The following is a 12647-nucleotide window of genomic DNA, read 5'->3' as shown; positions in this document are numbered from 1 at the left end:
GAGGAGTGTAGGTCGTGAGTGGAGCCACGGGCGCCGGAGCAAGCAAGACCGGAGCGAACGGCGGCCGTGGCCCTGCGGGGGAACCACAGGGGGCACAAGGGGAACAGAGGGAACAGAAGGCGCAAGGGGGAACGGTGACGGACACCCGAGGTCCGCAGACGCAGGACAACACCCACCCGAACGGTGACGGGGACACGTACCCGTCCGGTCCCCTGCCGGGCGAGCGCCGCCCGGCCGACCCGGCGGCGTCGGTGGCTGCTTCGGCTCCGGCTTCGGCGTCGGCTTCCGCCTCGGCGGCGTCGAACCAGCCGTACCACCCGCCGCACGCGTATCCGGACCCCTCCGCCTCGTCCCAGGGCGACGCGGCCCGCAGGCCCCGTACGGGAGCGCGTACGGCACCACGTACCCGCAAGGCGCGACTGCGGGTGGCGAAGGCCGACCCGTGGTCGGTGATGAAGGTCAGCTTCCTGCTCTCCATCGCCCTGGGCATCTGCACGATCGTGGCGGCCGCGGTGCTGTGGATGGTCATGGACGCCATGGGCGTCTTCTCCACGGTCGGCGGCACGATCTCCGAAGCGACCGGCTCAAACGAGACCAACGGCTTCGACCTCCAGTCCTTCCTCTCGCTGCCGCGGGTCCTGACCTTCACGTCGATCATCGCCGTGATCGACGTGGTCCTGGCCACAGCCCTGGCGACGCTCGGGGCCTTCATCTACAACCTCTCGGCTGGATTCGTGGGCGGCGTCGAGCTCACACTCGCCGAGGACGAGTGAGCCGGGACCTATCGATTTTGGGACTGGCCGCGTCGTGCGCTAATCTTCAGTGGTCAGCGCGCGAGCGCGAGGGGCTATAGCTCAGTTGGTTAGAGCGCATCCCTGATAAGGATGAGGCCACAGGTTCAAATCCTGTTAGCCCCACGTTTGAAGTACACGTCGAGAGGGCGTCTCCCCAGCCGGGAGGCGCCCTCTCGGCATGTTTGGACTCTGCTGGGGTGTTGGTCCGCGTTGGTCTGACGTGGTCAGCCTGGGGGCGACCTAGCTTGATCGTCTCCCCGATTTCTCCCAGCCTCTCCCGAGGCTGCCAGGCGTTCTGCTCGGTTCGCCAGCGCAGAGGTTAGTGCTCCAGATGCATGACATCGGCGCCTCCACAGAGGCGGCGACCGCCGCGGCTTCGGCTGTGTCCGCTTTGGCGTTTAGCACCGCGTTCCTGCCCGTGCTGCCCGCCGCAGCGGCGGCTCCAGCGGCCTGAGATGCCTGGAGGGCGGCACGGTGAGCGGCCGTAGAGAGGTCGCCGGAACCGTCGTGGAGCTGCGCGGCCTGGGCGGCGAGCGTGGCAGCGGCGGAGGGATTTCGCGCGCAGCGGGCATCTGCGGCGGGGGCCGGGACGTCCTTAGAGAGTCCCGCCACCGTTTGAGCAGCCATGTTGACGGCCTGGTCAGCCTTCAGGACGGGGCTCTCCACCGGTGCCGCGCCCTCGGGCTTCGCTGCATCCCGCCCGTCGCCGGACACCCGGGCCGGTCACGCCGCCGCCCCCAGGCCCTGCTCGGCGACAAGGGCGACGACTCCGACCCCAACCGCCGCGAACTGCGCAAGCGCCGGATCCCCCCGGTGATCTCCCGCAGGGGCGCCTCGAACACCGAGGGCCTGGGTAAGCTCCGCTACGTCGTCGACCAGACCTCGCCCTCCTCCATCAGTTCAAACGCCTCGCCGTCCGCTGGGAACGCCGCACCGACCTCCACGACGCCTTCGTCTCCCAGCCCTGCACGCCACCGCTCCTCCTCGCCGCTGCGCCAGTCCGCGCGCCGAGACGTGAAGGCGTGCGGCGCCTCGCCCAGCGCAGTGAGGCGCAACTCCCGCCACAACGGCCAGTCGCTTGTCGTGAGAGCCCGCAGGTACACCAGGCGGCGAGTCCGCCGCGACGGCGCTGGAGCAGTCCACAACACCTTGGGTTCTGACGGGACAAGGTCCAGAAGTGCGGGACAGGCCTTAGGCCAAGCACTTTCGAGTGCAGGAGAAAAGCCCGCCTGCCGCATACTCCTGTGAACCTCGGAAGGGGGTCAGAGGCCGCACCGTGTTGGGGTCAGCAGTGGAACCAGCCTCCGTTGTCGGTGTAGTAGCCCCAGCTCATGTACCCCGAGGTCTGCGGGCCGAACACCCCGTCCACGACGATACTGGAGCTCCTGGTCCGCTTCAGGTACGACTGCACGTTCTTCACGGCGTTCCTTGTTGCGGGACCGTAGATACCGTCGGCGACGAGCTTCTGGTCGTAACACTGGTTCAGGCTGTGCTGAAGCCACTTCACACCGGTGCCCTGGTTCCCCTGGGACAGAACGCAGTTGCGGTCTGCGGAGTTGTTGTATGTGGTGGGAATGTAGTAGTGGCGGAAGTTGCCGTCGTAGGCATCGGTATAGCCGGAACACGTCGTAGCCGCAGAGGCCGTCGGCGCGGTGATGCCTATGACTCCGATCGTGGATACGGTGACGGCGGCGGCAGCGATGAGCGCGCGCATACGCATGTGATTTCTCCTTTTGCTGTGATGGAAACGTGGGAGCACATTCACGTACCCTGCCACGGGCCTGATGGGGCGGGGGGGCTGGTCAGTGAGGCGGGCGAGGGGAATCCTCGGTTTGCTCGCCTCGCATGGTCCGCACGGTCGTTACACGGCATACGCGGTGAACCGCGCTATGCGGCCTGCCGGGCCTTGAGTTTTTCCGCCTTCGCGCGGCGGCCGGAAGACTGTATGTCGACAGCCGATCCCGGACCGGTCCCAGGTGTCTTGCGCCAGCCCCTGAGCTGGCTCTCGACGCGCTTTAGGCGGGCGTCGTCCGTCGGCTTGGCGTCCAGGTAGAACAGCGATTCGTCGGGCTTCCTGTCGTCGCCGCCCCAGCGGACGACGCCGTCGAGTTCGGCGAGTATGTCGCGGAGGACAGCGGTCTCATGCGGGTGGAACCCGCCCGTGGCGCCGGGCGGGTAATGGTCCGGCAGAATGGTGACGGCGGTGCCCGAGGCTCGGTTGCTCTCCGGTAGGCCCTTGCGGACTTCTCCGGGGGAGCGCCAGCCTGTCACGTCGTCAGCGCCGAGTTCGCGGATCTCGTAGTGGAAGCGCTGGACGAGGTGGACGAGAATGAACTCCACGGTGCCGATGCGTACGTCGATCTCCGCCCTGGTGCCGGGAACTGGGCGCGTCCAGATGTGCCCGCCGCTGTTGACGGACCGTTGCATCTCCCATCCGTTGGTGCTGGCCTGGCGACTGTGGATGTCCTTCTGCTCCGCACGGAGTGCTTCCGCCTTCTTCCGGTAGCGATCTTTGTCAGCCGCCGTGGCGGGCGTGGTGAGAAGCGTGGTCCCGCCTACGGCGAGAAGCGCTCCGGTTCCTGCCAGGCCGAGCGCCTGCTTCATGGCGCTGCGCCGGGGTATCGATGTCACGGGTTGGCTCCTCGGGGGACGGGAATTACCGCAGGGGGGCGAAATGCTTCTCGATCACGTGGTAGAGGCCGAGTTGGGTGTGACCGTCGCGCACTGCGACGTCGTCCTCCCCGCGGTAGCGCTGAAAGCACAGGCGGGTACTTTCGTATGAGTAATCAAGAGTGGGCAGGCCGCGTCCCATCATGGCTCCTGCGTGCATCAGGGCATAAGCCACATGATGAATGTTGTATGTGTTTCTGGTGTATTGCTCGCCGTTGAGCTTCTGCCAGATTTCCCAGATGTCGTCGTCGTTGTCCGGGTTCTTGACGGAGGCAGTGATCCTGCCCTTGTCGATGAGGTGGTTGCGTGCCTTGATCGCGGTGCCTGCGAATACCTGGCCGAGGCCGGTACTGGAGTCCCGCTTGATATATTTGTCTGTGGGGTCGTAGTCCGCAAAGGTGTGGTAGGTGACCACGCCGTTGTCGAAAGTGAAGTCAAGGGTTTGCAGCTTGCGGATCTCCCACAGCAGTGGGCACATGACCATGGCTTTGCGTATCCGCATCTTCTTCGCCACGGCGGTGATGATGTAATCATGCTCCATGAGGAGATTGAAGGCCTCGGTGGTGGAGTAGATCTGTACCATCCCTTCGATGCCGCCGCCCCTTTCGGGAAGACCCTCCGACTCCAGATAGACCTGAATGTCCTCCAGGAGCGCCGGCCTTCTGGACGCGTCGAACTGACCGTCGGGCTCTGTTGACAACGGAGGGTCGAAGCTGTTCTGTCCCTCGTCGCGGCCCGAGGCGATGTTCTTGTCGATTTCGATGGCACCATCACCAGAGCCGATGGTGATGGTGGCGATCTGGTCATAGGCCCAGTCGGAGGGAAGGGCGTAGCCCAGGTTTCCGGAGAAACCTGTCGACATGTCGGAGACGAAGCTTGCCTTGGACAGCCCCTCGCGGTGGACGCGGGTGCACACGTTGCGTGCCCCGTAGATGCCGACCCTGTAACGGCCGTCAGCGGCCAGGACCCGGCGGATCGCCTCGAAGTGAGGAATGATGTTGCTGGTGACCTCGTGGTCGAGAGCGTCGAAATCGACGGCGAAGAAGATGCGCGTTCCCGGCTTGAAGCCGTAGTGGGCGGCCCGGTGGATGGCCGCGTACGCGTCCACGGTGCCCTGTGTGTCGTGGAAGTATCCGGCCGACGCGCCGTAGGTTTGGTAGATGGGGAAGCAGCGCAGCCCGTACGCGGCGATGGTGTCGAGTTCCCCCGGTTTGATCTCCTTGTCCAGACTTGAGCCGGGTACGTTGCTCAGATAGCGACCGACGTACCGGTAGCCGTTGTCGCGCAGGGTCTTGGCGCGCGCCGGTGTGATGGTGGTGACACAGTCCGACGCGGCCCCCTTACGGCTGGGGTCCCCGGTGGAGACCAGCAACGAGGCCCATGTCTGGAAGTCCCCCTGCCCCGTGGGGGTAAGCATGGTGAACTCCTGGAAGGCGCTCACCGCGTTCCGTACCTCGTCGGTGAAGGTCGACGTGAGCGGAATGTTTCGGTGGTTGAGGATCATTCCCGCGGTGAACAGCTGTACCCACACGCCCGTTGAACCGAGGGATACGGGGTGCTCCTTCAGCCCACCTTGCGTGCCGGGGCCGAACACACCATTGGCGACACCGTCGGGCATGCCGAGTTCGTACTGGATGGCCAGCAGCATGGACTTGGCCACATCACGGGAGTGCCGGCCGTCGCAGGGGATGACGTAGAAGTCCTTGCGGGTGACGTAACGGCGGTTTAGCAGTTGCTGAACGATTCTGACTCTGGAGCTGCCGCCATCAACTGTGGTGTAAGCGTCCATGTTGAGCAGACCCTTGAACACCTTGGGCGTGATGTAGTCGTCAGGGTAGGCGTTCGTGACGCTCATGTCCGCCTTGAGCTTGCTGACGGCCGTGGAGACACGCTCGTTGTACTTGCCGTCGATCTCACCGCCGTCATAGCCCTTGCAGTACAGGGCGGACTGGATGATGCGACAGAAGTTGGCTGAGGGCACGGTGTTGGCGTTGAGCTTGGGGTACTTGGTCTCCAGCGCGGCCAGAGTGCCGGGCCCGAAGTTGTTCGACAGGGAGGTGAGACCGAGCTCGTGCTGGAGGCAGCGGGTGAGGGCGTACATGGTGCCCCAGCCGGTGACGCCATCCTCTATGACGGTGGGTATGCCATCGACGTTGTAGGTGTTGATGAACTTCTGTGCCCGCAGGACGAGTTCGTCTGCCATAGGTACCCATTCGTATGGTCGGACCGGCTGTTGACCATGTGTGTACGCCGTTCTGGCGTCGCGGTGGATCGAGCGGACCACCACGGCAGGTGTCAGCACGGTTTGTCGTGTTGGGGGCGGGATCACATGCTGACGCTCTGACGAAGACATCGGTAGAGCTGCGGGACTGGATGGGACATGATGGGACGCGGGACGCGCCAACGTGCCCTGGACCAAAGGAGGGGACGAGTGGGGACGGGACGGGACGGGAGAGGCCGGGACGAGAGTTCACGCCGGAAAGCTGGTCCCCTCGTCGAGCACCTGCGGCTGCTGCGGCAGCGCAGCGGTCTGACCCTGGCCACGCTCGCGGGTCGTACGAGCTACAGCAAGTCGTCCTGGGAGCGCTACCTCAACGGCAAGGCACTTCCCTCCCGGCAGGCCATACGGGAATTCGCCCAAGCGGTGTCGGTCAAGCCTGACCGGCTACTCCTCCTGCTGGATGTCGCTAAGCGCGGGCAGCCGGACGGAAATGCCCCGGAGCACACCGATCCCGCTGATCGCCCCGCCTCCGAAGCCGCCCCGGCCGCCCCTGACCCCGAGCCCGGACTTGTTCCGGGCATGGACGTGTACCGGGACCAGCCGTCGGAGGAGTCCGCGCCCCGTGCCGTGTCCCGTCGGCCCCGGCGCTGGGGCGTCCTGCTCGGGAGCGCCATCGCTTTGGGGATGGCCGCGGGACTGCTCGGGGGAATGCTCATCACCGCCCGGACGAGCCTGGGAGAGTCCATGCCGGAGCGCAGCGCCGTCAAGTGTGCCGGGTTCGAGTGCCGGAACAAGGACGCCCAGCGCATGGAATGCCACATCGGCGTATGGACCGCTGCGGCCGAGAAGGTCCAGGAGGTCTATCTGGAGCTGCGTTACAGCCCCAGCTGCGGAGCCGCGTGGGCACGGATAACCGAGGGTCAGATCGGGGACACGGCCAGGGTCGAGGGAAAGCGGGACCTCTCGGCCGCACGCTCGATCTCCTACGACCAGGACACCTACTCCCCCATGATTGAAGCCCCCTACCCCGCGGCCGTACGGGCCTGCGCCGTCCTGGAGGACGGGGGCACGGAGGTCTGCACCCCGCGCGGTGGCGCGTCACCCCTGCCCGCCGCGGTCACCGACGAGCGCAAACCGTAGTCACCGACCGCTCACGCTCTGCACCCGGCGCCTTGGTGACCGGCCCCTTCGTTCCCCCGTGGCGGCAAGCGATCACCGCTCGCGTGTAGGGCTCTCGACTACGACTTGGTGGGCTCCGTCCGTGACGCAGCCGCCGCTCGCCCAGTAGCACCGGGTATGCCCCGACGTCAGCAGCCCGCAGCCGAGGAAGATGTCTCGCACGCCGGACAGCGGCAGAACCAGTCCCCCGAACACGATGCCCGTGGCAATGCCGACGTTGTAGTACTCCAGCTGTGGATCGCGATCTTGCTGGTGGGGGCGGTCCGGGAATGGGGGCGGCCACCGTTGATCAGCGTGAGTTGTGTGGACTTGCGAAGAGACGGCGGCCGCAGGTCACAGCATAGATCCCGGCCGTTGGCGGGAGACGTTCGAGGTGGTCATGGGCCGTATCGCGGGCCGGTTCGCCAGGGTGAGCCCCGGTTGCGGGCCGGGCGGTTGGTACTGGGCTTGATGCCGGACCTGCCGCGCAAGAACTGCTGGACAATCGCGGAGTGGCCGGGGGAGAAGATCCCGCATGGCATGCAGCACCTGTTGTGCCGAGCGTCCTGGGACGCCGACGCCGTGCGCGATGACGTCCGCGAGTACGTCGTCGAACATCTCCATGACGAGGCGGCGGTGCTGGTCGTGGACGAGACCGGCGACGTGAAGAAGGGCAGCCGCACCGTCGGGGGTCCAGCGCCAGTACACCAGGGGTCGACGGACTTCCCCGCGTCGCCCCGGAGGACATGGCGAGCCGTGCCTTTCGGCACTCCCAGGAGGCGTACGACGATGGCGGATTCCTGGTCGCTCGCCACCCGCGTCGGCGGCGTTCAGGTCACCTCCGCGCTCATTCCGGAGCGGCGGGAGACCTGGTGCAAGCCGAACGGGAAGTGTGACTGGAAGGCGCGCACCCTGCCGCCCGAGTTCCAGAACGACGAACAGCGGAAGGTCTGGGAGCAGGCCCGGGCCGTAGGTCGTGCGCCCCAGGAGTGGTCATCGGACGGCCTGGCCGAGGACGAGCCGGACATCAAGGGTGTTGTCCATGAGGGGATGGTGAAGGATCGGGCAGGCCGTGCGGGAGAAGCGTTCTCGGTGACGGTCAGGCTCACGGGTGACGACCTGCCCGTGAAGCAGACCCTGGTGTTCGACAAGGCCACCGGCACCCTGCTGGCCACCGAGGAGCAGATCCTCGACGATCCGGGCAAGCTCAACGTCAAGCCCTACTCGGTGCACCAGTACACGACGTTCCTCAAGTCCGAACGCCACGCCTGAATCCGGGGGCGGTATTCCGACGAGTAAGCGCGCCTGCTGGGTGCCATTCCAGGCACACTCACCAAGCAGAGGCGCTCCCTGCCGAAGGTGGGTAAGGGGCTGTCGGCCGCAGAGCGACGAGCGTGCGGCATCAGGGTACTGGTCGGGGGGGAACTGTGGCGTTATTGGATCAACTGCCCGCTCTGATAGGCGTCGCGGTCGGTTCACTCGGCTCCTACGCCGTGCAGAGCTTGACCGAGCGCCGACGGTGGAAGCGGCAGCGGGAGGAGCGGTGGGACGAGAAGCGATTTGAGACGTACGGCCGTTACGCCAATGCCCTCAAAGCGCAGCTTCGTGTCGCCCAGCGCATCGGCGCCGCCCTTGGATTCGCAGACGTGGCCGATCCGCTGCAGCCGGTCGACGGTCTGCCGCTGCTCGCCGACGCGGAATCTCACCGTGCGACGGAGTGGGAGTCTGTCCTGCTCGTCGGGGACGCGGTGACGATCGCGGCGGCGCGGCGCTGGCACGAGGCGGTCTGGACCATCGAGCTGCTCGTACGAGAGGGGCTGGTCGATGCCGAGACGTGGACCAAAGCCCACAGAGAGGCGAGCGCGGCGCGTGATGCCTTCTACGCGAGCGCGCGGCGTGACCTCGGAATCGAAGGAGCCCCGCCTCCGTCGGGCCAGTGGCCACGGCAGTGGAGGACCGACCTCTCTGGGTGAGTGCCGGGGGCCGGTGAATATGCCGGGCCGGGAAGGCGGTGGGCGTGCAGATTCGCCGCACGGTGGGCATGCGGGCGTTTCGGGACGCTGTTGGTGGCTGGGCGAGCGGGGGTTCCGGTGGGGTGGTGAGGGAGTTGGCTGGGCGGGTGGGGGTGCGGACGGCGGTGTTGGTGGAAGGGTTGAGTGACCTCGCGGCGGTGGAGGGGCTGGCCGTGCGGCGTGGGCGGGACCTGGGCGCCGAGGGGGTGTGCGTCGTGCCGATGGGTGGGGCGATGAATGTGGGGCGTTACGCCGGGATGCTTGGGCCGCCTGGGCTTGGGCTGCGCTTGGCCGGGTTGTGCGATGAGGGGGAGCAGGGCTTTTTCGCGCGCGGGCTGGAGCGGGCGCGGGCGCGGGCGACGCGGGAAGGTTTCTTCGTGTGCGTGGCGGACCTGGAGGATGAGCTCGTTCGCGCGCTGGGTGCGGAGAGAGTCGAGGAGGCCGTCCGGGGTGAAGGTGATTTCCGGGCCTGGCAGACCTTTGTGCGTCAGCCCGCACAGCACGGCAGACCGCGGCAGCAGCAGCTGCGGCGGTTTCTGGGCACGAAGAAGGGTCGCAAGTTCCGCTATGGGCGCCTCCTCGTCGAGGCTCTTGAGCCTGGACAGGTTCCGGCGCCGCTCGATGGTCTCCTCGTAAGCCTGGGGAGGAGATGAGGAGATGCGGCGATGCGGGGGATGAGGGGGATGTGTTTGTGGATGCCGTGACTTTGGTGTCGGCGGTGGTGGCCGTGGCCAGTGCCTCGGTGGCGGCCGTACTGGGCTACTGGCAGCAGCGGCGGCTGCGCACCATGGAGCAGCGCAACCTCATGGACGCCTACGGGGCCTCACTCGCCTGGGCCGCCTTCGATCTGCAGAGCAGGCTCTTCAATGTGTTGGATGGATTCGTCATCGATCAGCTGCCTGGGCAGGGCAGGGGGTTCCTGACCGCGTGTCTGGTTCAGGGCACCGCTGAGGAGCGTGAGTACGCGCAGCGCAGCACGGTGTTCGTGCTCGCCGAATACCTGGGGTGGGTGGAGATTCTGCGCCGGGACGTCCAGTTCCTGGACCTTGGGCGGTCTCGTACCAACCGGGCGGTCATGGTCAAGATCTCCGAGATCGGTTCGGCTCTCAACCACACGTCGGTAGACGGCGCGGGAGACAGCTTGGAGGACGGCAACGAACTGCGCCTGTTCCGCGCCCACCAGCGGGCGATCGGCGAGCTGATGATCCATCCAGAGGGAGAGCCGGGTCGGCGGCGGTGTCTCGGGTACACGGAGTTCTCCGCGAAGCTCGATACGGACGACGCGTTTCGCCGTTGGTTTCAGCCACTGCTCACGGACGTTGATCGCCTGGCCGCGAGCACGGGACCTGAGCACGTTCGGCTCGAAGGTGTGCAGCGGCGGCTGATCGCTCTCATTGACTTGCTGGACCCGAAAGCCGAGCGGTTTCCGCAGTTCCGCTATGCCTTTGACCGTGAGCGTCAGACGAGGTTCGTCCGGGGCTGAAGGCCGGAGGGAGAGCGGGGGCCGGCATGCTCTCGCTGGCGTCCAGGTTCAGTCGGGTGGCGCTGGGTGAGGAGCCGTGGGCCTCGGCGTGGATGCGCTGCTTCATCGTCGGGGGCCTGGATGGCTCGTACGGGCGCAGGGCGGGTGTGGCGGAGGTGAGGGCCGGGAGTGTCCTCGGGGCCGTCTGGTTGCGGGTGGTGTCCTGGTGGGGTACGGCCGGGGCGGCGGTGGTGGCAGCGGCGGTGGTGATGAGGCCCAGGGTGGTGAAGAGCGCCAACAGGGCGGTGACGAGGACGGACCACATGCGGGTGACCTTGTTGTCAGCCACGATCCCTCACTTTCGGGTCGGACGATTTGCGTACTTTCCTCATGATGTGTACGGGGGCCGGGAAGTGCGGGAGCCGTGTCCGCGATTCGCGGATCTTCAGATGAACACCACTCGGATGGCGGCAGGGGTCGAGGGCGGTGGAGATCACAGTTCGCGCAGGTGAGCCGTGGCGGCCGGGCGGCGAACCGATTGGGTTGCTCCAGGCGGGAGTTGGCTCGGAGGCAGGTCACCGTTCGGTTTCGAACGGTGTGTATAGTCGGGCGCCAGAAGGTCCCCTACGTCAAGGAAAGACGAGGTAGCGCGGTGAAGAAGCTTCTCCTGGTCGCACTGGCCGCCATCGGCGGGCTCCTCGTGTACCGCCAGATCCAGGCGGATCGCGCCGAGCAGGATCTGTGGACGGAGGCGACTGACTCCGTGCCCACAGGTTCGTGAGCATCGACAGTCCTTCACTGGCCCCGGTCGCTTGAAGCGGCCGGGGCTTTGTGCTGCCTTTCGCGTATGTGAATTGTTGGCTTGCACGAGCAAATGGTTTACGGGTGGTTTACGGGTGGTCAGGAGGCGCGGTGATGGTGCGGCGGCGCGGCGGAGCCCGGGTGGCGGCGGTCATGGCGGCAGCCCTCGCGGCGATATGCGCGATGGCGGCCTCGCCTGGTACGTGGGTGTCGGTGGCGGCCGAGCCGAACCCCTATGAGTTCGCCGAGGATACGCGGCAGGTCAAGGGCGTGCCGAGCAGCACCGACGCGGCGCTGCTCGAGCCCGGTGCCACGTACCGCAGCTCGATCGGTCCGGACGACGGCGAGCTTTACTACCGCGTCTCGCTCGACGCGGAGTCCGCCGCGTACGTATCGGCCGTCGCGATTCCTCGGCTCGGGACCCGGGTCGCGTACGGTGACGGGCTCTCCGCGCGGCTGCTGGACGCTACGGGGCGCACCTGCCTCGGCCGGGGCTCTGGTACGGCGCGGTTCAGCGCTGCCGCCTATCCGCGGCCGATCGTGGCGTCTGCCGAGCGGTTGGTGCAGCCGGGGGGCCGGGTCTGCCAGGAGGCCGGGATGTACCACTTCGTCGTTGAGCGCAAGCGTGCGGTCAGCTCTGGCGCTGGTTCCGGCTCTGGTTCCGGTTCCGGCGCTGAATCCTGGGACCTGGAACTGACCGTCGCCGAGGAGCCGGGGCTGAAGGGCGGCGGCGGGGCGACGACCCAGGCGCCACCGACCTTGGACTCTGGCTCTGGCTCTGGATCTGGCTCGGGCACAGGCTCCGGCGCGTTGGAGCCGCCGGTCGGCAACGCGCGTGAGCGGGCGGGCGGCACCAGCTTCCACACCGCCGCGGAGCTGGGGAACGGTGTGTGGAAGGACCGCTTCAGGCCCGGCCAGACGCGCTTCTACCGCGTTCCGCTCAACTGGGGACAACGGCTGTCAGCCGAGGCGACCCTGGGCAGCGTGCCCGGCGGTGGCAGCGGCTCGGTCGCCAGTGCGCTGCATATGACCCTGCACAGTCCGGCGAGGCGTGAGGTGGACGAGCAGGGCACGTCGTTCCGGGGCGATCCCGTGTCCGCGGCGCTGGACCCGCTGCTCCCCGTGGCGTACGAGAACCGATACGGCAGGGTCGGCAAGGTCCGGGAGATGCGTTCGCCTGGCTGGTACTACCTGCAGGTGACCCTGAACCCGGCCCTGCGGGAGCGCTACGGCGACCGGGAGCTGGGCGTCACCCTGCGGGTGGGTGTCGGGGGCGAGACGAAGAGCGGTGTCGAGTACGCGGGTGACCCGGGGGTCTTCCAGGTCGGCGCGGCCGGGAGCCAGGGCGGATCGGCCGGGGATGGTGCGTACGACAGCGGCACTCTGCGGGTCGTCGCGGTCGCGGGGATCGGTACGGGGAGCGTGCTAGTGCTCGCGCTCGGGGCGTGGACGCTGGTGGCGCGGCGGAGGGCGAGCGTCAGCTAGCGGGTTCGAGAGCGGGTTCGGTGGACGCGCCGGGTTCGGTGGAC

The 12647-nt window shown here is 67.1% G+C and carries 13 protein-coding genes, 1 tRNA gene and 1 pseudogene; 10 read left to right on the top strand and 5 right to left on the bottom strand.

What is annotated here, in order from left to right:
• The first annotated feature begins 14 nt into the window (after positions 1 to 14).
• Together GCN81_RS30680 and GCN81_RS30675 are read left to right on the top strand one after the other, a co-directional pair.
• Positions 15 to 773 carry a DUF3566 domain-containing protein gene (locus tag GCN81_RS30680; RefSeq protein ID WP_156727796.1) on the top strand — a complete coding sequence of 253 codons (759 nt, stop codon included), beginning with the start codon at positions 15 to 17 and terminating at the stop codon, positions 771 to 773.
• A 70-nt stretch (positions 774 to 843) separates the two neighbouring features.
• Positions 844 to 917: transfer RNA gene (locus GCN81_RS30675), tRNA-Ile, on the top strand.
• 740 nt (positions 918 to 1657) lie between these two features.
• Here GCN81_RS30675 and GCN81_RS33045 read toward each other — a convergent pair.
• The 4 genes from GCN81_RS33045 to GCN81_RS30655 all read right to left on the bottom strand — a co-directional run bounded on the left by GCN81_RS33045 (position 1658) and on the right by GCN81_RS30655 (position 5667).
• A complete protein-coding gene (locus GCN81_RS33045; RefSeq protein ID WP_407698037.1) occupies positions 1658 to 1849 on the bottom strand; it encodes a hypothetical protein in 192 nt (63 codons plus the stop codon).
• Positions 1850 to 2079: 230 nt separating this feature from the next.
• Entirely contained in the window at positions 2080 to 2514 is a 435-nt protein-coding gene (locus tag GCN81_RS30665; RefSeq protein WP_156727795.1) for a peptidoglycan-binding domain-containing protein, read from the bottom strand.
• 167 nt (positions 2515 to 2681) lie between these two features.
• The gene (locus GCN81_RS30660) at positions 2682 to 3425 is read right to left on the bottom strand and encodes a hypothetical protein (protein WP_231627086.1); all 744 of its coding nucleotides are present in this window, start codon (positions 3423 to 3425) and stop codon (positions 2682 to 2684) included.
• Between the two features lie 25 nt (positions 3426 to 3450).
• Complete coding sequence (locus tag GCN81_RS30655) at positions 3451 to 5667, bottom strand: glycoside hydrolase domain-containing protein (RefSeq protein ID WP_156727794.1); 2217 nt, start codon at positions 5665 to 5667, stop codon at positions 3451 to 3453.
• Positions 5668 to 5895: 228 nt separating this feature from the next.
• Between GCN81_RS30655 and GCN81_RS30650 the strand changes: the two genes are divergently transcribed.
• The 6 genes and pseudogenes from GCN81_RS30650 to GCN81_RS30625 all read left to right on the top strand — a co-directional run bounded on the left by GCN81_RS30650 (position 5896) and on the right by GCN81_RS30625 (position 10338).
• Positions 5896 to 6825 (top strand): helix-turn-helix domain-containing protein, encoded by a 930-nt coding sequence (locus GCN81_RS30650; protein WP_231627085.1) that lies wholly within the window; start codon positions 5896 to 5898, stop codon positions 6823 to 6825.
• Between the two features lie 418 nt (positions 6826 to 7243).
• A pseudogene (locus GCN81_RS32645) lies at positions 7244 to 7561 on the top strand (transposase); the annotation flags it as partial.
• Positions 7562 to 7935: 374 nt separating this feature from the next.
• Positions 7936 to 8115, top strand: coding sequence for a hypothetical protein (locus tag GCN81_RS32115; RefSeq protein WP_197287864.1), 180 nt, complete (start codon positions 7936 to 7938; stop codon positions 8113 to 8115).
• 155 nt (positions 8116 to 8270) lie between these two features.
• Positions 8271 to 8816, top strand: a complete 546-nt coding sequence (locus GCN81_RS30635) for a hypothetical protein (protein ID WP_231627084.1) — start codon at positions 8271 to 8273, stop codon at positions 8814 to 8816.
• 68 nt (positions 8817 to 8884) lie between these two features.
• The gene (locus GCN81_RS30630) at positions 8885 to 9508 is read left to right on the top strand and encodes a TOPRIM nucleotidyl transferase/hydrolase domain-containing protein (protein ID WP_156728005.1); all 624 of its coding nucleotides are present in this window, start codon (positions 8885 to 8887) and stop codon (positions 9506 to 9508) included.
• A gap of 38 nt (positions 9509 to 9546) precedes the next feature.
• Positions 9547 to 10338: a hypothetical protein gene (locus GCN81_RS30625; RefSeq protein WP_156727791.1), complete on the top strand. Its 792-nt coding sequence runs from the start codon at positions 9547 to 9549 to the stop codon at positions 10336 to 10338.
• On the opposite strand, the gene GCN81_RS32935 is transcribed toward GCN81_RS30625, so the two are convergent.
• Complete coding sequence (locus GCN81_RS32935; RefSeq protein WP_325065143.1) at positions 10247 to 10444, bottom strand: DUF6344 domain-containing protein; 198 nt, start codon at positions 10442 to 10444, stop codon at positions 10247 to 10249. The two genes, GCN81_RS30625 and GCN81_RS32935, sit on opposite strands and share 92 nt — an antisense overlap.
• A gap of 525 nt (positions 10445 to 10969) precedes the next feature.
• On the opposite strand from GCN81_RS32935, the gene GCN81_RS32635 reads away from it, so the two are divergent.
• Both GCN81_RS32635 and GCN81_RS30615 read left to right on the top strand, forming a co-directional pair.
• Positions 10970 to 11098 (top strand): DLW-39 family protein, encoded by a 129-nt coding sequence (locus tag GCN81_RS32635; RefSeq protein ID WP_003999697.1) that lies wholly within the window; start codon positions 10970 to 10972, stop codon positions 11096 to 11098.
• 134 nt (positions 11099 to 11232) lie between these two features.
• Positions 11233 to 12603, top strand: a complete 1371-nt coding sequence (locus GCN81_RS30615) for a hypothetical protein (protein ID WP_156727790.1) — start codon at positions 11233 to 11235, stop codon at positions 12601 to 12603.
• The last annotated feature ends 44 nt before the right edge of the window (positions 12604 to 12647 follow it).

The sequence above is a fragment of the Streptomyces apocyni genome (genome assembly GCF_009739465.1).
Classification (GTDB): Bacteria; Actinomycetota; Actinomycetes; order Streptomycetales; family Streptomycetaceae; genus Streptomyces; species Streptomyces apocyni.
The sequence above is the reverse complement of the archived record's forward strand: the minus strand, read 5'-3'. Positions and strand labels throughout refer to the sequence as shown.

Coding starts and splice junctions, on each gene's coding strand:
- GCN81_RS30665 (WP_156727795.1), bottom strand. CDS start 2,514: ATGCGTATGCGCGCGCTCATCGCTGCCGCCGCCGTCACCGTATCCACG.
- GCN81_RS30655 (WP_156727794.1), bottom strand. CDS start 5,667: ATGGCAGACGAACTCGTCCTGCGGGCACAGAAGTTCATCAACACCTAC.
- GCN81_RS30630 (WP_156728005.1), top strand. CDS start 8,885: ATGCGGGCGTTTCGGGACGCTGTTGGTGGCTGGGCGAGCGGGGGTTCC.
- GCN81_RS32935 (WP_325065143.1), bottom strand. CDS start 10,444: ATGAAGCAGCGCATCCACGCCGAGGCCCACGGCTCCTCACCCAGCGCC.
- GCN81_RS30615 (WP_156727790.1), top strand. CDS start 11,233: ATGGTGCGGCGGCGCGGCGGAGCCCGGGTGGCGGCGGTCATGGCGGCA.